This is a genomic window from Limnohabitans sp. (assembly GCF_017848645.1).
GTDB lineage: Bacteria > Pseudomonadota > Gammaproteobacteria > Burkholderiales > Burkholderiaceae_C > Limnohabitans_A.
Map to the genome: position 1 here is coordinate 1 of NZ_JAFEIF010000042.1, position 18,211 is coordinate 18,211.

At 62.2% G+C, this 18,211-nt stretch carries 17 protein-coding genes; 6 read left to right on the forward strand and 11 right to left on the reverse strand.

Annotation, left to right across the window (positions count from 1 at the left end; genetic code table 11):
• Nucleotides 1-251 precede the first annotated feature (251 nt).
• From cpaB to QZ190_RS09420, 3 genes are read right to left on the reverse strand one after another with little or no spacing between them, the layout of a single operon-like run.
• Complete coding sequence (cpaB, locus tag QZ190_RS09410) at nucleotides 252-1,100, reverse strand: Flp pilus assembly protein CpaB (RefSeq protein ID WP_291915510.1); 849 nt, start codon at nucleotides 1,098-1,100, stop codon at nucleotides 252-254.
• Between the two features lie 28 nt (nucleotides 1,101-1,128).
• On the reverse strand, nucleotides 1,129-1,671 hold the full coding sequence (locus QZ190_RS09415; protein WP_291915511.1) for a prepilin peptidase: 543 nt from the start codon (nucleotides 1,669-1,671) through the stop codon (nucleotides 1,129-1,131).
• Nucleotides 1,672-1,705: 34 nt separating this feature from the next.
• A complete protein-coding gene (locus QZ190_RS09420; RefSeq protein WP_291915512.1) occupies nucleotides 1,706-1,876 on the reverse strand; it encodes a Flp family type IVb pilin in 171 nt (56 codons plus the stop codon).
• A gap of 439 nt (nucleotides 1,877-2,315) precedes the next feature.
• On the opposite strand from QZ190_RS09420, the gene QZ190_RS09425 reads away from it, so the two are divergent.
• The 3 genes from QZ190_RS09425 (at nucleotide 2,316) to QZ190_RS09435 (ending at nucleotide 4,740) form a co-directional block, all read left to right on the forward strand.
• Nucleotides 2,316-2,699 (forward strand): TadE/TadG family type IV pilus assembly protein, encoded by a 384-nt coding sequence (locus tag QZ190_RS09425; protein ID WP_291915513.1) that lies wholly within the window; start codon nucleotides 2,316-2,318, stop codon nucleotides 2,697-2,699.
• Nucleotides 2,700-2,710: 11 nt separating this feature from the next.
• Nucleotides 2,711-3,763 (forward strand): TadG family pilus assembly protein, encoded by a 1,053-nt coding sequence (locus QZ190_RS09430; RefSeq protein ID WP_291915514.1) that lies wholly within the window; start codon nucleotides 2,711-2,713, stop codon nucleotides 3,761-3,763.
• Between the two features lie 116 nt (nucleotides 3,764-3,879).
• Nucleotides 3,880-4,740, forward strand: coding sequence for a hypothetical protein (locus tag QZ190_RS09435; protein ID WP_291915515.1), 861 nt, complete (start codon nucleotides 3,880-3,882; stop codon nucleotides 4,738-4,740).
• Between the two features lie 148 nt (nucleotides 4,741-4,888).
• Here QZ190_RS09435 and QZ190_RS09440 read toward each other — a convergent pair whose 3' ends face one another.
• The 8 genes from QZ190_RS09440 to QZ190_RS09475 are packed head-to-tail and all read right to left on the reverse strand — an operon-like array spanning nucleotide 4,889 to nucleotide 13,222.
• Nucleotides 4,889-5,164, reverse strand: a complete 276-nt coding sequence (locus QZ190_RS09440) for a hypothetical protein (RefSeq protein ID WP_291915516.1) — start codon at nucleotides 5,162-5,164, stop codon at nucleotides 4,889-4,891.
• Entirely contained in the window at nucleotides 5,161-7,137 is a 1,977-nt protein-coding gene (locus tag QZ190_RS09445) for a polysaccharide deacetylase family protein (protein WP_291915517.1), read from the reverse strand. Before QZ190_RS09445 ends, QZ190_RS09440 begins: the two co-directional genes overlap by 4 nt.
• 13 nt (nucleotides 7,138-7,150) lie before the next feature.
• Nucleotides 7,151-7,963 (reverse strand): hypothetical protein, encoded by an 813-nt coding sequence (locus QZ190_RS09450; protein ID WP_291915518.1) that lies wholly within the window; start codon nucleotides 7,961-7,963, stop codon nucleotides 7,151-7,153.
• Nucleotides 7,960-8,775, reverse strand: a complete 816-nt coding sequence (locus tag QZ190_RS09455; RefSeq protein WP_291915519.1) for a YaiO family outer membrane beta-barrel protein — start codon at nucleotides 8,773-8,775, stop codon at nucleotides 7,960-7,962. The genes QZ190_RS09450 and QZ190_RS09455 overlap by 4 nt, the downstream gene beginning before the upstream one ends.
• A 10-nt stretch (nucleotides 8,776-8,785) precedes the next feature.
• Nucleotides 8,786-10,063 (reverse strand): non-hydrolyzing UDP-N-acetylglucosamine 2-epimerase, encoded by a 1,278-nt coding sequence (gene wecB / locus QZ190_RS09460; protein WP_291915520.1) that lies wholly within the window; start codon nucleotides 10,061-10,063, stop codon nucleotides 8,786-8,788.
• Nucleotides 10,060-11,136, reverse strand: a complete 1,077-nt coding sequence (locus QZ190_RS09465) for a hypothetical protein (RefSeq protein WP_291915521.1) — start codon at nucleotides 11,134-11,136, stop codon at nucleotides 10,060-10,062. Before QZ190_RS09465 ends, wecB begins: the two co-directional genes overlap by 4 nt.
• Nucleotides 11,133-11,789 carry a hypothetical protein gene (locus tag QZ190_RS09470; protein ID WP_291915522.1) on the reverse strand — a complete coding sequence of 219 codons (657 nt, stop codon included), beginning with the start codon at nucleotides 11,787-11,789 and terminating at the stop codon, nucleotides 11,133-11,135. The genes QZ190_RS09465 and QZ190_RS09470 overlap by 4 nt, the downstream gene beginning before the upstream one ends.
• Nucleotides 11,786-13,222, reverse strand: coding sequence for a glycosyltransferase family 2 protein (locus QZ190_RS09475; protein ID WP_291915523.1), 1,437 nt, complete (start codon nucleotides 13,220-13,222; stop codon nucleotides 11,786-11,788). The genes QZ190_RS09470 and QZ190_RS09475 overlap by 4 nt, the downstream gene beginning before the upstream one ends.
• Before the next feature lie 245 nt (nucleotides 13,223-13,467).
• Here QZ190_RS09475 and QZ190_RS09480 point away from each other — a divergent pair, with 245 nt between their 5' ends.
• The 3 genes from QZ190_RS09480 to QZ190_RS09490 all read left to right on the forward strand — a co-directional run bounded on the left by QZ190_RS09480 (nucleotide 13,468) and on the right by QZ190_RS09490 (nucleotide 18,209).
• Nucleotides 13,468-16,032 (forward strand): hypothetical protein, encoded by a 2,565-nt coding sequence (locus QZ190_RS09480; protein WP_291915524.1) that lies wholly within the window; start codon nucleotides 13,468-13,470, stop codon nucleotides 16,030-16,032.
• 311 nt (nucleotides 16,033-16,343) lie between these two features.
• Entirely contained in the window at nucleotides 16,344-17,669 is a 1,326-nt protein-coding gene (locus QZ190_RS09485; RefSeq protein ID WP_291915525.1) for a helix-turn-helix domain-containing protein, read from the forward strand.
• A 102-nt stretch (nucleotides 17,670-17,771) separates the two neighbouring features.
• Nucleotides 17,772-18,209: a universal stress protein gene (locus QZ190_RS09490; protein WP_291915526.1), complete on the forward strand. Its 438-nt coding sequence runs from the start codon at nucleotides 17,772-17,774 to the stop codon at nucleotides 18,207-18,209.
• Nucleotides 18,210-18,211: the final 2 nt, after the last annotated feature.

Below are 18,211 nucleotides of genomic sequence, written 5' to 3' on the forward strand. Positions count from 1 at the left end.
GGGCGCTGCATTTGCGGTGTGGGACCCAGCGAAGACGAGGGGCAGAGCCGCGGCCAATGCACTGGCAGCATGTCGCCAGGGGTGCCGAGACATCCCGGAGCTTGCAGGGGTTGGCGTTGTTGCTTTTTTGTGCGGGCTGGGTTGGATGGCTGGCATGGTGCTCTCTTTGGTATGGCGAAGGGACTAGTTCCAGGTGGCTGCAAGTGGGTGACCGGGTTGTGCCCGGTGCGGCGGTTCAGGCGGTGTTGGGTTTACTCTTGCGAGAGGGACAGGCCCCGAATGACTTCGAACCGGGCAGGCTCTGGCGCTGATGGCGCAACGGGTGTGGCCGGGGTGGTGGGGGCAGGACGAGCGGCACGCGGGCGCGGTGGCGCGGCTTTGGCGGCTGTGGCCACCACCACGGCAGCAGCCACTTGGGGCAGCAGGTCGAGTTTGCGTGCACCGGCCGTTTGCACCGGGATGTTGTCGCTGTGGCTGCGCAGCACCAGCGACAAGGTGCCCACGCTGCGCGCCAGGTCAATTTGTTCGGCCTGCTGCGGGCTGACCTGCAGGGTCACGGCATTGACCACGCGAGGTTTGCTCTCGTTGGTGGAGACGTCTTGCGCCACGGCCAGCACCTTGATGCGTTCGATGACGATTTTGGAGACGGGCTGGTTCAGGCTGTCGGGCGTGTTGACCATCACGTCCACAAAATTGCCAGGCAGTGCGAAACCGGCCACACCCATGATTTCATTGACCTTCACAGTGACCGCACGCTGCCCAGGCTCGAGCACCGAAGACAGGCCGCCTTTTTCGCCCACCGGTGCCAGCTTGCTTTGCAGGAGGGGCTCACCGCGCAGCACTGGCATGTGAATGACCCGACCCACTGCTTGGTCGAGCGTGGTCAAGGGATCCTGAATGGCCGCAGCCTTGGGCCAGGCCAAGGTTTGCAGCATGTCCGGTTGCAGCCGGGTACCCATCTGCAAATCGCGCTCAGCCACGATCACTTGCAAGGTATTGGACGCGCTTTGTTTCTGCAACCAGCTGGCGGCGTAAGCGGCGGCTGCCAAGCCCAGTGCCAAGGCCATCAGCAGCGCACCTGCGGGGCGAATGTTTCTCATAAAAAACAGTCCTTGCAATGCAAAATAATCACGAAAAAGGCCAAAGCTTGAGCACGTACACCGCCGTGCCCGCGCCAATGGCCAAGGCGTAGGGCATGCGCGTTGCGCTCACCGGAAAGGCCGTGCGCTCAGCACTTGGCCCGTGTTGGCGGCTGAGCCAAATTTGCGACAAACCGGTGCTCAGGTTGTTCAGGGTCTGACCCAGTTGGCCGCTGAACACCGCCCAAGCGATGGACAGCAGACCCCCGGCCAGCAAAATGAGCAGGTTGACCCACAGCATGTCGGGATGCCCCACAAACAGGCCCGTGGCAGCGGCCAGCTTCACATCGCCCGCGCCCACGGCCCCCAGCAGGTAGAACACCCAAAACCCCAAAAAACCCACCATGCCCCCCGCAAGCGCCGAGCCCAGTCCGATGCCGTGTGGCGACAGTGACAGCCCGATGGCGGTCAAGCTGCCCCACAAGACCAGCGTGTTGGGTATGCGGCGCGTTGCGGTGTCGTGCCACATGGCCGCCAAAAGCATGGCGGCCAGTGCGGCCAGATGTGTCCAGTCAAACAGGCTGAGGGGCATGGAGGCGTTTCAAGTGCGAGTGAACCTGGAGGCGTTAAAGCTGGCCTGCGATGTCGTTGAACAGGGTGTTCAACGCACCGCCCAGAGCGGTCGCACCAACCGTGATCGCCAACGCGATCAGCGAGGCCAGCAAGCCGTATTCAATGGCGCTTGCGCCATCTTCATCGGCCCAAAATGTCTTGAAAGATTGAGAAAATTTTTTCATGTGCTAACTCCAGAGTTGAAAAGTTGAGGTGAGCTTCAAGCCCCTTGTTTCGCGGCACTTACCGTAGGTGTTTTCTTGCTGTGACCTTGGGACTTTGCAGCGGTCAGAATTTTTCCAAACCGCAAGCCCACTTTAAAAAATTGGTTGGCCTCGAACAGTGCGCTACAGCACCAAAGCGATGAATTTGGGGTCATGCAGAGCGCGCAGTGCGCCAGCGCACCGAAACAAGCCGCGCGCGTCTTTAAGGTTGGGGTTTTGCATTTGGGTCGTTCGGGCCCAGTTCAGGAGATTGCCCATGACATGGTTTCAGGACAGCGCACGCCAGGGCTGCAGGGGTCAAAAAAAGCAGAGACATTCAAGCCCTGCAGATGCGGAACCAACCCTTGGTAAAGGAGGCCGGCAAGGCGTTAAAACGAGAGCCCAGCAGCACGGCGCAGCCGTGGTCGAGTTCGCACTCATCTTGCCCATCCTCTTGGGTTTGTTGGTGGGCGGCATTGATGCGAGCCTGGCTTTGTACGACAAAGCCGTGATCACCAATGCCAGTCGGGAAGGCGCACGCGCGGGCATCGTGGCACGTAACCCGTTGCTCAATGATGCGCAAATTCGACAGGTCGTCACCCAATACGCCCAAAGTGCGCTGGTCAGTTTTGGCACCAACCCGTCTCAACCCACTGTGGTCATCCAAAAGGCCAGCTTGAACGGTGACCCCACGCTGCGTGTGACGGTGAGCTACACCTTCAAAGGCATAGGCCTGGGCAGCTTGTTTGACAGCTTGGGCAAGCCCTGGGTGTTGCAGGCCAGTACGGAGATGGTTTACGAGTGAAGGACACAGTGATGCAAAAAATCAAACGGTTTTCCAAGTCTCAAAAAGGTGCGGTCAGCGTGCTGGTGGCCCTGACTCTGCCAGTGTTGGTGGGTGCAGGGGCCTTGGCGGTCGACCTGGCTTATTTGCATGTGGTGCGCAACGAATTGCAAAACGATGCCGACGCGGCAGCGCTGGCCGGAGCGCGAAAGCTCTACACCCAAGGGGCCTCGGTCCTGAACTGGTCAGGTGCTGCAAGCACTGCCAGCAACGCCATCGCCCTCAACCGCGCAGCAGGCCATGCACTGGCCGATGGCCAGATTCAAACCGGATACTGGGATACGACCCAAACTGCCACGGGTTTGCAAGGTTTGCCCATGACACCGGGGGCCAACGACGCGCCCGCTGTGCAGGTGAGCCTGGGCAAAAGCGATGGCCAGAACCAAGGGCCTGTGCGCACTTTTTTAGCCAGCATCTGGGGCGTTTTTTCCAAACCGGTGCGGGTGACGGCGGTGGCGGGAGTGAGCAGCCCGGGGACCATTTTGCCGGGCGGTTTGTTTCCATTTGGCATTTCCAAATGCATGTACGACAAGTTTTGGGACATGAATGCGCAACCAGCCGCACCGCGTGTAGACCCACTGACCGGTCTGGTACCTGAGTTCAAGATCGGATCCATCTACCACTACGACAACTGTGAGTCGGGCGAGTGGACCTCGCTGGACACCCAGGCCTCAGGGGCCAATGCCATTGAAAATTTGATCGAGGAGGGCAATCCGATCAGCATGTCGGTGGGCGATGCCGCCTGGATGCAAACGGGTGTCAAAACCAGCTTGTACACCGATGTTAAAAAATGCAGCGCTGCCGGCAACCGAAAATGTGAATTCGTGGTGGTACCCACACTCCAGCAGGTGGTCTCAGGAACGTCGGCACCGATCATTGGCTTTGCCTGTTTGCAGCTATTGGACGCGGTGGGCGGCAGCGGCAAATACATCCTGGCCAAAATGAGCAACCAATGCCCACCGCCCCAGTCTGGCGGTGTGGGGCCCAATTACGGCGTCATCTCTCAGCCGAGTTTGTTCAAGTGATGCCTGTATTGACTCGTTTGTGCGATCCGATACAGACAGTCTCGCGCTGAGCTTTCAGCATGCAAGTGTGGTTTTTTTCTTCACCTGTCTCACCCCACCATGAAAGAGAGCAATTGATGAGTCCAGTGTTTGCATTCAACAAATGGCCCCGCGCTTTGTGCACGGCATTGAAACTGTCTGTGGCGGCGTCTTCGGCGAGCCTGCTTGTGGCCTGTGGCGGTGAGGGCGCTGGTGGCATTTCGTCCAACAGCGGTGCAGAAGTGCTGCTCAAAGCGGGCGAGGGTGGTGTGGTTTCAGGTTCGCTGGAAAGCGTCAAGTACCGCCTGACCAACATGTCCTGGTCTGTGATGCCCTTGGCGGCCACCAATCCGGTGTTGAGTGTTTTCAATCAGGACTGTGCCGTGGCCCTCAAAAACGATTCGGTCACACCGACCTTGGCCACGGCCACATCGCCCGCCGGTTCCGGGGGGAGCAATTGGCAATGTAAATTGACTGTTTTTGCCGAAGGGCAAAGCACAACCACGGATGCGCTTTATGACTTGACGCTGTCAGGCCTGAATGAGGTTGGGCGGCAGGTGAGCTACACACGCCAGCTGCGCGTGCAGCCCAACGTGGCGCTCAATGGCATCGCCCCTGAGGGCACTTATTTGAAGGGCATGTCCGTGACGCCTGTGGCGAGCATTTGCCAGCCTGGCGCACCGGTTCGGCTGACAGCCCGTGGGTTGCCCACGGACACGGTGTTCAACTACCGCTGGCGTGTTGTTCAGGGGCCGCTGGCCGTGCTGGCGGGTGCCCAAACGGCCGAAGCCGGATTGATCGCGCCAGTGGTATCCGCGTCCACACTCGTGGTGGTGCAACTGGAGGCCAGTGCTTTGCCTATTACTCCCGAGAACCCGGCGGTGTACATGGCCAGAGCGGTGGTCCATGTCGACCCGACTTACCCCTTTGAGTCCTGCGGTTTTTACGCAGGCTCGTGACATCGATGGGCTGATCCCTTTTGCAGGGAGTCCATCCTTGTGGGCGATGGTTTTGAAGGGCGTGTGGCACGCCCACCGCCTTCGGGTGCGCTCCTGATCCTGCCTGGCCTTTGTATGCGGAGCATGGTTCGATGGTTTATCCCACGCCTTAGCCCTGGGCGCCTTGTGGCTTGATGCGGCACAGGGCATTTTGCAGGAAGACATGTGTCAGCAGGGTTTGCTGCTCCGCGTCTACGCTCAGACCTTGTGCGTGCAGTCGCGAGGCCAGGCTGTTGGACTGACTGGCTCTGCGCAGATGTTCGCCAATGATGCGAAAGTCGTTTTCGCGGCATGGTGTTCGGGCCTGGCCGTGGGCCGCGATCTGCGCAACTGAACGTGGCAGGCTGTTGAAAGGGACGGGATGCAGTGGGGTTTGGGTGCTCATGGGCGTTCTCCTGGTGCTTGGTGTGTCCACGCCACACCCAGTGTTTGGCCCGGGCCGGCGCTGACGAGCCAGTGGTGTTCCTGCCGCTCGATACGGCCCTGGCCTTGGGTGATGCGCAGATCTTTGGCGCTGCGTGTGGGGATGAGCCAGGTCATGCTGTCCAGCGTGTCCTGGCTGCGGGCCTGCAACTGACGCTGGTCTTGTTGGTCGTGCACTTGCCACTTGACGGTGGCGCGGCGGTTCATGAAGTCCGACAGCTCGGCCATGCGGTACCAGCGAAAGACCTTTTGAATTTGCAGCAGTTGGGCTTGCTCCTGCAGGGCTTTCATGGTCTTGAAGTATTGCGGTGTGGTGGCCGGGTGAAAGTAAAACAGCCGCACCAGGTGCTCTTCGCTCACATGGGCAAACAGGGCCACGATGAAGTCGCGGATCTCGTCTTCTTCCAGGCCGAATTGCTCGAGCTCGTCCACGGTAGCGATGCGTTTGAAGTTGGAGATCGGGAAATTCCACATCTTCGAATATGGTGAGGGTTGGCCCGAAATGTAGGAGCGGGTCGCACCCAGGCCCGTGTCAGCGGTGGTGTAGAAGGCCTTGAAGCCGCGCTCGTGCAGCCATTGTGTGGCCCAGGTGGGCTGGTTGCCCATGGGGGCGGAGTACACCACCGGCTCTTGCCCGATGGCGTCTCGGATGCTGTCGTGGTTGCGCACCAGATAGGGCTCAAATCGGCTGCGGTTGTGTTCGTCGGCTTCGTTGCCAAACACGTTGTGGGTCCAGCCGCCGTGGTTGCCGACTTCATGGCCTTTGTCGTGCTGGCGTTTGAGGAAGGCCTGCATCCAAGGGTTTTGCGGGATGTTCAGGCCCAAGCGGTCGCCTTCGTGGTGGGCGTGTGGCCCGGCGGTCACATGGATGGAATAAGGGCCGTTGTCGAACCAGCCTGATTTCTCCAGGTCGTCCAGCGGTTTTTGGGCAAAACTGGAGTCCACATGCAAATTGAGCACCATGCCGCCTGTGGCGTTGGGGGTGGCGGCCAGGCGAGGGAGGTGGGCCATGTGGGTGCCAAAAAAGCTCAGCATGCGGTGCAGCAGGTAACTGTCGGTGCGCGTCTTGAGGTAGCCCAGCGGCAAGTTGGCAAAGAGCACCTGGCCTTGGCCGTGGGCATGGCTGGAGACGATGACGTCGCCTTGCTCGGACTTGACCCAGGTGCGCAAACTGCCCGAACCCGCGCCCAGCGGCACATGCGTTGGCGCAGGCGGGTCGGCGCGTGCATCGCGGGTGCGCAAGAGTCCCGGAGCAGCAGCGGCCCACCAAGGCGCGGTGCGAAAGTGGTCGTACACCAAGTGATCGTAGGCGTAGGTGGTCAGCTCGCCCCAGCTGTCGGGGGCATCGTCCTCGAAGTCCAGTTTTCCGGGCTGGATGGCCAGTTGCCTTTCTCCTTCGCGGCTGGCGAAGACGGGGCCGCTGTGCAGTGTGTCGTCTTGCAAGTGGCTGTAGAGCGCATAGCGCACCCCCACCAGGGTCGACAGGCGAGATTCGTCGGCGGCATAGTGCTTGTGGTGCAGCTGGAACAGGGCCGCATCAAAGTTGACCATCAATTGACCGCCGCCTTCAACGAATTGGTAGAGCGTGTTGACCAGCAGGTCCGATGCGTTGGGGTGCACCGTGTCGGGCAGGATGACGCCCGCCATCGGCTGGCCACTGGCTTGCAAGCGGATGAATTCATCATCCGTCATGGTGCTGATGGGCAAGCCTTCTTCGTGGGCGGCATCAAGCCAGGCTTGGGTGATGGTGTGCTGGCGCGCATCGGCATGGGGCAGCAGCAGCACTAGGCCGGTGGGGACTTGGGTCCGGCTGTCTGCTTGGGGCCAGGTCATGCTGGCGACGGTGGCTATGACCAGGATGGCCAGCAGCAGCAGGAGTTTGCGGGCCATGCTGTATTGGCCTGGTTTGTCGGATTTTTTGGGGGGGGCTGGCATGGGGCTCTCCGGCTTAACGGACCAAGTGGGGGTCGGGTGCTGGGACGAAGGCTTGGGCAGCAGTCGAGTCTGAGTGGGCCAGCACGGGCGTGTTGCTGGCCAGCCAGGCGTAAAGGGCCACAAAAATCCACAGGTCCAGCAAGGCGCCAAAGCACAAAAAAAGCAAGGGCATGAACAGGATGGAAAGGTGTTCCAGCAACCAGACATGCAGCAAGGTTTTGTGCGGCAACATGAGGGCAAAGTAAGCCAGCACGGCCAAGGGGGCGAGGATTTTGTGCAACAGGGGCATGCGCAAAATGCCCCAGCCCAGAGCCAGCATGGGGCCGATGGCGAGCATGAAACCAAAGCCCATGCCCATCAGGGCACTGGCGTGCGAGCTGATGGTGTAAGGGAAACTGGCCGGGGCCAACCAGAAGAACAGGCAGGCACTCCACTGGATGAGGCACAGCGCCCGCAGGCTGATTTTGAGCGGGTGAAAGCGGTCACTGAGTCTGCCGCTCCCTAACCACACGGCGGCTGCGAGCACGGCCGTGGCGGCAATTTGCGTGAGCGAGGGTGCAAAACTGCCGTCGCCCGTGGCGGTCCAGAACAAGGTGTCGCCTTGGGCCGACAGGCGTGTGCTCAGCGACAGGCCCAGCACGCCAGACCAGGCGCTGATCACCCATTGCCAAAAAGCCATCAGGTGCGCTTGCAGGATCCAGAGCAGCAGCACCGGCGCGGCAGACAAGAGCAGCCACTGCAGGCCCAGGTGTTGGGGCCTGGGCAATGGGGCCGTAGTGGCTGGCCCGGGCCCGAGTTTGGGTTTGGGTTTGGCAGGGTGTGTCATGGCAACACCTTGAACACCGCCAACTGCAGGCCTTGGCGTTTGTAGAAAGGGTTGCTGTAGCGTTCTGCGCTGGCTTTGATGCCCCAATTCGGGCCCAGCCAGTGCTGGGCCGAGAGCGTGGTCTGGTGGCTGGAAAAGCGCGAGATGAAGGCATCGGCCCCCAGTGACTGGTAGCCTTCTTCGCCCCAGCCATAGCGGCCGGTGATGCGGGTCTGGCCCGCCTGGCCCCAGGTGGCGGCCACGAAATACTGCTGTGTGTCGATGGGGCCGGGGCGGCTGCGGTTGAACTTGGCCTCCGTCTGCAGCACCCAGCTCGACGGCGGGTACCAGGACAGGCCCAGACTCAAGTTGTCGTCCTGGTGTGCGTCAGGCGCTTTGTAATGCCCCAGGCCCACGCTGGTGACGAGGCTCAGGTCGTCCAGCCATTTTCGGTGGAGGAAACCGTCGATCCGGTAGCGCGGCAGGTAGGACGCGCCGTCGCCCGCACCCACCGTGAGAGAGCCGTACCAATGGCGGTCCAGGATGAGGGTGTCGCCCAGGGCCAGGTAGTTGCCGTCTTCGTTGAAGCGTTGCATGGTGGCCACTTCAGCCGCCAGCAGGTGTGGCCCCGTGCCGTACAGGCCGCGAAAGCCGATTTCGCGCCAGTTGGCAAAGCTGCCGCTGAGCGTGTCGTGAGTACTGTAGATCTCGGCCTGGTGCAGGCCTGATGGTGTGCCGGATTGGGCCCAGACGTTGGGCAGCATCAGCGCTGCAATGGACAGCAGCAGGCTGGCGTGTGGCTGGGGCAGACGGATCATGTGGGAGCGGTGCATGGTGGGGCTTTCAGTGCGGGTACGCGTTGCGGCCGTGGGTAGGTGAGAGGCTCGAAAGCGCTGCGCCCGGCAAGGTGGGCATGTGTTGGGCGGGCATGTGCTGGACGGGTTGGGACAAGGGGTGTGTGTCGGCACCCAGGGGGATGCTCAGGTGGTGGCCGGTCAGCACATCGGCGATGCGCAGGGCCGACTGGCCGTCACCAAACGGGCATTGGCGCAGTTGCATGGCCTGGTAGGCGCTGCGGTCGTGCAGCAAAGCCGTGCTGTGCTCGATGATGGCGTGCGGGTCTGTGCCCACCAGCAGGGCACCCCCGGCGTCGACCAGCTCTTGCCGCTCGGTGCTGTCGCGCGTGATGAGCACGGGGCGCTGCAGGGCCGAGGCCTCTTCCTGAATGCCGCCCGAGTCGGTCAGGCAAAAATGGCATTGCGACAGCAGCCCGATCAGCGCGGGGTAGTCCAGTGGCTCGGTCAGGCACAGGCGCTGCGCATGCTCGGGGGCCAGATCGCCCAGGCCTTGCGCGATGTCCAGGCGCACGCTGGGGTTGGGGTGTTGTGGCCAGACGGCGATGAGTTGTGGGTTGAGTTTGAGCAAAGTGCCCACGGCTGCCGCAATGTGCTGGATCGGGCGGCCCCAGTTTTCGCGGCGGTGCGCGGTCACCAGCATCAAGGGTGCGTTGTCGAACCGGCCCAGCAGTTGCTGCACATCGTCCGGGTAGGCCTGGCCCCAGGGCTGCTGGGCCAGACGTTGGCTGACCCACAGCGCGGCATCGATCACGGTGTTGCCGACTTCAAAAATGTGCGCAGCCGCAACGCCCTCGCGCAGCAGGTTCTGGCGGGCTTGCGGGGTGGGCGGGAAATGCCATTGCGCCAGGCGTCCGATGAGCTCGCGGTTTTTTTCTTCCGGAAAGGGATCATGCTGACCGGTGCGCAAACCCGCTTCGATGTGCGCGACCGGGATGTCCCTGAAATACGCCGCCATGGCCCCGACCAAGGCGCTGGACGTGTCGCCTTGCACCAGCACCACGTCGGGCTGGGCATGGCTGAGCACCTGGTCAATGCCTTGCAGCAATTCGGCCGTGAGTTGCGACAGGCCAGCCCGCTCGCGCTTGAGGTGCATGTGGTGGTCCGGGCCCATGTGGAAAAAACGGTACAGGGCCATGGCCATGTCTTCGTGTTGCCCGGTGTGCAGCACTTGAACGGTTTCACCGCGCGCTTTGAGGCTGCGGTAAACGGGGGCCATTTTGATGATTTCGGGGCGTGTGCCGGTGCAGACCAGATAGTGGCTCATGCGCAGTTCTCCTCTGAGGTGGGTGGTGTGTGGTTGGGGGGGTGCCAAGGCGGCAGGATTTGGGCAATGACTTCGTCGGTGACAGTCCAAAGCGCGCTGTGGCGGTGCGGTAGGGCGCGTTGCTGCCAGCAGCGCACGCTGAGCAGATCGCCTTGACGCCAGGCCACCAGGGCGATCAGGCCCCAAGGAAATTCGCGCCCGCTTTGCGCCAGCCAGGTGGCGCGGTGCTCGCGCATCCATTGGACGTAATGCGCACCAGCGCCGCCGGGCAGGCCCGGGAAGTCCACCAGCAAGGGGTAAATCTGGGCTGTGGCGTCGGGATAGAAATGGTGACCTGGGTGCGGGTGCGCCTTTTGGGTGCTGACCCGAAAGATGCGGTGCGTTGGGTCCCAGAAAGCAACGTGGATGGCCCGTGCCAAGCTGGGGCTGGGCCAGGCTGACCAGACTTCCAGGTTGTCCATGAACAGGCTGTAGCGGATGTGCGGCGAGACGTGGTAGAGCCCGGTGGCTGGCTCATGCAGGCCGCGCAGGTCTTGGGCCGCACGCGCTTGCAATGCTGCGATGGGCATTTGGGCGCGTTCGTGTGGCGCCAAGCGGTGCAAAAACTGCAACCACAGGGCCAGCGACGAGTCGTCGGCATCGGGTGCTTTGCACCAGCGCCAGGTGGTGCGCGAGCTGGCTTGATGGGCCCTGCCTGGCTGCTGTGGGCTTTGGCAATAACGGCCCAAGTGTCCCGCTTCTTGGTAGCGCTGCGACAGCCAACGGGCCCAGGGCAGGGCGTAGGCCGAAATATCCAGCCCCTGCGACTGGGCCACACCCAGGGCCTGCAAGGCGAAATACGGGTCCACGGTGTCGCCCCGGTGTTGCACCGTGATGGCCCCGGTGGCGTCGGTGTAGCCGCTCAGGTCCAGGGCTTGGCCTGTGGGTGTGGTCTGCATGGGGGCAGCTTGCAGGGTGGCTTGTGCGTGGGCCGCGCTCAGACCCAGGACGCTGCACGCCAGGACCAGTAGGCTTTGGCAAGACCAGGCTTTAAGGCCATGCTGCAGAAGGTGGAGCGGGCGCAGTCGCTTCATGATGCGATCCCCGGGGTCTGCGTCTGGGTCTGTATCCAGACCGGGCCGTACACGCAGGCGCTGTCATCGGCCAGCACTTTCTCGGCGCTCAGGCTGACGGGCTGGCCCCTGCGGCCAATGGCGGTGTGTGGCCCCAGGCGCACGGCCGCTCGCGCAACCACCGGCCCCAACACCCGTGCACCCTCGGCCAGCGTCACCTGGTGTGCAAACAAGGCACCCAGCAGGGTGCTGTCTGGGGCCAAGTGGATGTCGCCGTGCACCTTGACATCGCCTGCGACCAGACTGCGTGCGCCGCAGGTCAGCTTTCCGCTGACCACCAGCGGGCCAGGCAAGCAGCTGTCCTCGGGCAAGTGGCAGTCGCCTTGCACGCGCCAGCCATGGTCTCCCCAAGGTTGGGCGTGGGGTAGGTGCGTCAGCAGCTGGCGTTGGTCGTCCTCTGGCGTGGGGGACGGGTAGGGGCTGTGCAGCGCCTCGAAGTCCTCGGCGTGGGTTGCTGCACTGGCGTGCAGCGCTTGTGGGTCATGCTTGATTTGAAGTGGCCGGGCATCGCTGGGGTGACGCAACTCGCGCCAGGCCGGGTAAAAGGGCCAGGCCAGCAAAACCAGGGTGAGGGCCCCGAACAGTAGAGCCAAAGGTTCAATAAACCCGTTCATGCGCCGGACTCCTTGCGGTAGCGCACAGTTTTGTGCCAGACCAGTTCTTTGCGCAGCACACGGTCCAGCACCACATCGCCCAAAGCTGCGGTGATGGTGGGCAAGCTCGCCACAAAATTGAACATTTGAAAAGGCAGCAAACGGATGCGCTGGCGGTGACCGTCAACCAGCACCGCGTAGACCATTTGCATGAAGGCCGAAAAGCCACCCAAAGCCGCATACACCACCAGCAGCAAACTGGGAACGAAAACGGTCAGGACCTCGGAGCCATTGAGGTAATAAAGACCCACGGCCATGACCCAGCCCAGCAGCAGCAGGGGTTGCAGCAAAAAGATGTGCAGCAGCATCAGGCCATCGATGCGTTCTCGCCAACTCAGCCAAGGCGAGCGGATCAGCTGTCGCACCTGACGCCACAGCACCTGGTTGTGGCCCTTGGCCCAGCGGTGGATCTGGCGCAGGCGCACCGACCATTCTTCGGGCACCTCTTCGTAGCAGGTGGCCTGGTTGTTGTAGACGGTTTTCCAGCCCGCCACCAGCAAGCGAAAGGTGATGTCGGTGTCTTCGGCCAGCACATCGTCGCGCCAGCCCCCGGCCGCTTGCACGGCCGACAAACGCACCCCGCCCACGGTGCCGCCAAACTGGGGCACGCCGTGCAGGTTCATGCGGGCTTGCTGGTCCACTTGGTAGCCCGCCGAGCGTTCCATGTCGAGCATGCGGGTGAGCAAATTGGTGGAGACGTTGCGTGGCACCACGCGGCCCATCACGGCCCCGACCTCGGGGTCCAGAAACGGGGTCACCAGTTGCCGCAGCAAGCTGGGGCCAGGTGTGTAGTCGGCGTCAAAAATGAGGGCGATGTCGCCTTGCGCGTAACGCACCGCATCTTTCAGGGCTGCTGCTTTGCCGGGCTTGCCGCCGTTTCGGTGAAAGGCCTGCAGACGCCCGGGGTGTTGCGCGATGGTGGCGTCCACGATGGCGGCGGTGCGGTCGCTGGAGCGGTCGTTGACCACCACCACGTTCAGGCGATCAGGTGGGTAGTCGCTTTGCAGCAGCGCCTGCATGCTGTCGGCGATCACTTTTTCTTCGTTGTGGGCGGCGATGAACACCGTCACCATGGGCCACTGGGCCGGCAGCACATGGGCATAGGGGTAGCGCTGCGTGCCAAACACGCGGTTGAGCGCATACAGCATTTGACGCACACCGTAGCTCAGCATGACCAGCACGATCACGCCCAACACCAAGGCCAGAGTCAGACTGCCTGGGCGCTGCTGCCAGGTGGCTGCGAGTTCTTGCGCTGCGGCCGGGGTGCTCAGGCCCACGCCCATCAGGCAGGTGATGGTGATGCTCCCCGTGCGCCCTGGCCTGTGTGGGCAATGTGCAGCGGCCGAGTGGTTGGGGCCAAGGTCTGGAGTCTTCGAGAGATGGCTGGTGGGCATGGTGTCCTTTACTTGAGCAAAGAAAGTGCATGGTCCGTTGGCGCTGATTTTTCATCAGCGAAACAGCGCACGCCCGCCCTGTGCGCTTGCGCCCTGAGCGGTGATGTGCAGCACCGAAATCGCAACCGGTGAATCAACGAACAGTCATTGGGGCGGGGCGTTTTTACATTGATCCGATGCGCAGACCGCTGTCCTGGATGAGCGCTGGTTTGTGGTTGTGTCCCAAGCATTCAAGGAGTCAAGCCGTGCAAAATATTTCTTCAAATCAAGTTCTTTGGCAGCGATCCCGCAGGGCCTTGGGGGTGGTGTGCAGTGCCGCCATCTTGCTGGGCGCTTGTGGTGGTGCGAACAATGTTCCCAGCCCACTCGGCTTGCAGGACCTCAGCGATGGCGTCCTGTCCGAAGACCCGGAAGTGGGCCCTTTGCCCGAGCTGTTGGCACAGGACCCGAATGCCGCTTTGATGGTCCCCACGGTGGTGTTGGCCAGCGCTATCACAACGCAGTCACCCGTCATCCCCGCACCAGTGCCCGCCTCGGTCACGTCGACTGCCAATGCGGCTTCGAGCTCTTTGCTGCAACGCGCTGTGGCCACGGTGAGCGCATGGACGCAGGCACTGGGGATCAGCGCGTCTGCTGCGCTGCCCGACAAGTCTTTGCCATCTGTGGCCGCCACGTTGCTGGCCCCACCTGTGCCCGACCCCGGTGTGCTGATGCTGTTGCTGCCCGACGGTCAGAACATGGCCGACCCCGGTGTGTCAGCTTGGGTAGACGCGGCATCTGAGCTGGGCGTGCGTGTGCAGCCCATCACCGATGCGCAGTTCCTGGCCTTGGGTGATTCGGCCCGTGATTTTGCGGGGCTGATCCTGCCCGATGGTTTGCATGTGCAGGCCACCGATGCTTTGTTGGCAGCGGTCAAAACTTTCACCCAACAAGGCGGGCGCAGCATGCTGGTGTTTGACTTTGGGGCGCTGACCACCTTGAGCGATGGCACGCCGGTGTACCCGATTCCCAAGTCACGCTTGAGCGACATGGCCGGGGTGGACTATGTGATGTACGAGGCCTTGCGCGACCAGACCACGGGCCTGGGGCCGGTCACTGCAAAACGCAGCACCTTGCGCAGTTTGCTGGTGCCACCGGGCAAGTCGCTGCCCTTTGTGGGTTTGGCAGCCAGCACCGCCGCCGCGCCTTTGCTGAGTGCGGCGCAAATCAGCAGCGATGCGGCCTTGTACCTGCCTGTGGGTGTGAACGATGCGGGGGGCGCACGCGGCTTTGATCCGCAGCAGTACAGCCGCATGTCCTATGCCAAGAGCAGTGATCGCAGCGTGTCAAAAACGAGTGGACGCCAGGTGCAAATCGATCTGGGACGGGCGTTCCAAGCGCACGCCTTGCCTGCCGTGTCGCAGCCTTTACCCGATCCCATGCCCACCTCGACCAAGAGCGCCGACACCGTCGTGCGCAGCGCAGCGCTCTTGGCGGGGGATGAACCCCTGGAGGCTTACAGCGGCTATTTGCTGGGACCGCTGATTTACCCAAGCTATGTGACGGCGGGCGAGTTTGGCAACTTGCCCGGGCAAAAGGTGTTGGCCACTTCACCTCAATTTGGTTTGGTGGCGGGCGTCAATCCGGTGGGGGCCGGGCAGGTGCTGTTTGTGAACCTGCCGCTGACCTACCTCAAGGGCCGCACCGATGCCTTGATGATGCACGGTTACCTGAATTTTTTTGTGCGCGAGGTGCTGGACTTGCCGCACCTGTCATCCATGCCCAATGGCGTGGGCGGCATGAGCTTTGACTGGCATCTGGACGCCAAAGCAGCGCAGGCCCCCACGGGGGCGCTGATCAAGCTCAAGGTGTTCAGCGATCCGCAGGCTTTGTTCTCGATCGAGATGACCGCCGGGCCCGATGCCATCGTGGCGGGGGATCGGTTGGGTTGGAACCTGGCACGCAACAAAACAGCGCAGCAGTACCTCAAGACGTTCAAAGCCGCAGGCCACAGTGTGGGCTCGCATGGCGGCTGGATTCATGATTTTTATGGCCTGAACGTGAGCGAGACCAACGAGTTGGTTAGCACCGGTGGCGCGTGTTTGAACCCGCAGCTGCGGCTGGACAACTTCATGCAGTGTCTGGTGATCAACCGCCGTGATGTGGATGCGGCCACAGGGTTCAAGTCGCGCAGCTATTCGTCGCCTGAGGGTAACAACCCGATGTGGTCGATGGACTGGCATGAGCAGCAAGGCGTGGTGTCGACCTACTTTGCGGGGCACACCGGTTTGGGCGGTACACGCCAATACCGCGATGGGCGTTTGCTCAACCCCGGCTTGTGGGTGTTCCCGGTCACGCCTGCGGGTTTGTACGCCACCTACGAAGAGTTCCAGGACTACAAGGTGCCGCAAAGCGAGATCATTGCGTGGAAGCGCGAGATGATCGATTTCGGGGTGACACACAACACCGCCCGCATGATTTATGCGCACCCGCCTGGCGCGTATTTGTGGCGCAACGTGCTGCTGGACATGCTGAGCTACGCCAAGAGCAAGGGGCCGCAGTTTGCCTGGTACACCATGGAACGCCTGGCCGACTTCATGAACCGTCGCCTGCAGGTGAGCTGGTCACAAAGCCTGGACCCAGGCACGGGGCAAACCGTTTTCATGGCCAACCATCCGCAAAGCCTGCAGGAGATGGTGTGGCGGCTGCCCAAGTCGCGTTTTGTGCAGGCCCCGGTGATTGTGTCGGGCAGTGCCACGGTGGACGGCACGGATGCGCGGTTCTGGCTTGTCAAGGCTCAGGGCGGCACGCAGCTGGTGTTTCGCAGTTGAGTGCCCTCGCTGCGATCGGCTGGATCAGCTGCATTTTCCAGAGGTATATGCCCTCTGGGCTATGCAAACACACCGTTCGATCAATCGACGCTGCCGAGCATTGGCCCGAGCATGAAGCCATGTTCACCCTGCAATGGTTGCAGTGGCCCTTTTGATCGGAGTTCGACATGTGGCGTTCAACCAACCACCCCAGCCCCAGAAGCCTTCAATATCCCCTTGTGAGTGCACCTGAGTTACAGGCCTTGCTGCATCCTGCGATGTGTGAGAGGGGGGCTCCAGGTCCGATGCCCGAGGTGAGCCCAGCCCCGTCCATGCGGTCCGTTCAATCTCAACACGCGTCAGGGCTGAGTGCCCGCCACAACCTGATCTTGGCGGCCCTGTCAGCCGCAGAGCTGGCAGCGCTTGCGCCGCACCTGGAGCGTGTCACGCTGGTTTCGGGCCAGGTGATTGCCCAGCCTGGGCATGCGATGGCGCATGTGTATTTCCCGCTCAGCTGCAGTGTGTCCTGGGTGTCGCACACGGCCGATGGCGAGTCGGCCGAGTTGGCGCTGGTGGCTTGTGATGGCCTGATCGGTGTGCCGCTGGTCTTGGGCGGCCTGGCCATGCAGCACACGGTGCAGGTGCAGTGTGGTGGGCAGGCGCTGCGCATGGGGGCCGATGTGTTCTTGCGCATCTTGGACACGCAAGTGCGGTTACAAAAATTGGCCTTGCTCTATGTGCAGTGGCAAATGGCGCAGATGGCCCAAAGCATTGTGTGCAGCCGCCACCATGCGGTGTCTGAGCGCCTGAGCCATTGGCTGCTGAGCAACGCACAGGCGGCCAAGCGCGCGGAGCTGCACGTCACGCACGAGACGATTTCCCACATGCTGGGCGTGCGGCGCGAATCGGTCACGCAGGCGGCCGGCCGCTTTCAGGCGGCAGGCTGGATTGGCAACAGCCGGGGCAAGATCACCTTGAAAGATCCAGACAACCTGCGCCATATGGCTTGCGAATGCCAGGCGCGCAGCCAGGCCGAGTCGCAGCGCTACTTGCAGCAGCTGGCCCGCTTGGCAGGCCATCACAGCGGCAGTGATCACGACAGCGCCGAGCTGCAGCTAGGCTATGCAGCAGGGGCCGCTTTGCCCACCGCAGCCGCGCTGCCCGATCCGTCTTCATGTGTGCCGCCTTATGGCCTGAGCCAAGAAGAAGCGGCCCAGCCCCAGACGGGGGACGATTTGCAAAAGTACGTTGATGCCTATGACTTCGCTCCCGTGGGGTTTGTCACGCTGGACGCGCAAGGGAAAATTTTGCAGACCAATTTGGCGGGCGCCATCTTGCTCGACATCCAGCGCTCGCAATGCCAGCACCAGCTGTTTGCAGATTTTCTGGATGGAGACTCGCAAGCGCCCTTTGCGCGCTTTCACCACGAGGTGCTGGGCGGGCAGTGCCGCCGCCACTGCGTGGTGCAGCTCACACCCACCGCGCACCGCAGCGGCTTGCGCGTGCGCATCGACGCCACCGCTGACGAGTGGGGCGTGGAAAACCGCATGGTGTTGATCGATGTGAGCGAGCCCGTGATGCCCGAAGCGCCGCAGGACGGGCCTTGGCAATTCCAGAACGGGCATGCGGGGGCAAGGCCCGCAGCTTGGCGCTCTTGAGGGGTGTTGGGTGCTGTTGGTGATTTGCATGACTTGCGTCAAAACACGTCCTGCCGGATCCACCTAGCATGGGCTTGTGATGCACCGACTTGAGAGATGACCATGGTCCAAAAAATTCTGTTGCCCATCGATGGCTCCGATGCCGCCTTGGCGGCGGCCCGTTTGGCCATTTCGTTCGCCCAATGCCAGGGCGCGCAGGTTTATGGCCTGATGGTGATTGACCCTTATCTGTACGCGGGTGTGGGTCAGGCATCAACTTTGGGTCAACAAGCCCATAGCCAGGAAGCGGCGGCTTGGGCCGAGCAGCATTTGTCTGTTTTGCGCGCCCATTGCGAGGCGCTGAAGGTGCCCTTTCAGAGTGCCACGGTCGAGAGCGCTTCGGTGGTCAAAGGCATTTTGGAGGCGCAGAAGTCCTTGGGTTGTGACCTGATTGCGTTGGGTTCGCGCGGGCGCGGCGGTGTGTCGGCCCTGCTGCTGGGCAGTGTGGCGCAAAAGGTGCTGGCGCAGTCGCCCGTGCCGGTGATGATTTTGAAAGCTTAAGG

What these genes read in the sequence shown, in the direction of transcription:
- QZ190_RS09420 (WP_291915512.1), bottom strand. Translation starts at nt 1,876, where the DNA reads ATGAAAAAATTTTCTCAATCTTTCAAGACATTTTGGGCCGATGAAGAT.
- QZ190_RS09490 (WP_291915526.1), top strand. Translation starts at nt 17,772, where the DNA reads ATGGTCCAAAAAATTCTGTTGCCCATCGATGGCTCCGATGCCGCCTTG.
- QZ190_RS09450 (WP_291915518.1), bottom strand. Translation starts at nt 7,963, where the DNA reads ATGACACACCCTGCCAAACCCAAACCCAAACTCGGGCCCGGGCCAGCC.
- QZ190_RS09445 (WP_291915517.1), bottom strand. Translation starts at nt 7,137, where the DNA reads ATGCCAGCCCCCCCCAAAAAATCCGACAAACCAGGCCAATACAGCATG.
- wecB (WP_291915520.1), bottom strand. Translation starts at nt 10,063, where the DNA reads ATGAGCCACTATCTGGTCTGCACCGGCACACGCCCCGAAATCATCAAA.
- QZ190_RS09415 (WP_291915511.1), bottom strand. Translation starts at nt 1,671, where the DNA reads ATGCCCCTCAGCCTGTTTGACTGGACACATCTGGCCGCACTGGCCGCC.
- QZ190_RS09485 (WP_291915525.1), top strand. Translation starts at nt 16,344, where the DNA reads ATGCGGTCCGTTCAATCTCAACACGCGTCAGGGCTGAGTGCCCGCCAC.
- QZ190_RS09465 (WP_291915521.1), bottom strand. Translation starts at nt 11,136, where the DNA reads ATGAAGCGACTGCGCCCGCTCCACCTTCTGCAGCATGGCCTTAAAGCC.
- QZ190_RS09470 (WP_291915522.1), bottom strand. Translation starts at nt 11,789, where the DNA reads ATGAACGGGTTTATTGAACCTTTGGCTCTACTGTTCGGGGCCCTCACC.
- QZ190_RS09430 (WP_291915514.1), top strand. Translation starts at nt 2,711, where the DNA reads ATGCAAAAAATCAAACGGTTTTCCAAGTCTCAAAAAGGTGCGGTCAGC.
- QZ190_RS09435 (WP_291915515.1), top strand. Translation starts at nt 3,880, where the DNA reads ATGAGTCCAGTGTTTGCATTCAACAAATGGCCCCGCGCTTTGTGCACG.
- QZ190_RS09455 (WP_291915519.1), bottom strand. Translation starts at nt 8,775, where the DNA reads ATGCACCGCTCCCACATGATCCGTCTGCCCCAGCCACACGCCAGCCTG.
- cpaB (WP_291915510.1), bottom strand. Translation starts at nt 1,100, where the DNA reads ATGAGAAACATTCGCCCCGCAGGTGCGCTGCTGATGGCCTTGGCACTG.
- QZ190_RS09475 (WP_291915523.1), bottom strand. Translation starts at nt 13,222, where the DNA reads ATGCCCACCAGCCATCTCTCGAAGACTCCAGACCTTGGCCCCAACCAC.
- QZ190_RS09440 (WP_291915516.1), bottom strand. Translation starts at nt 5,164, where the DNA reads ATGAGCACCCAAACCCCACTGCATCCCGTCCCTTTCAACAGCCTGCCA.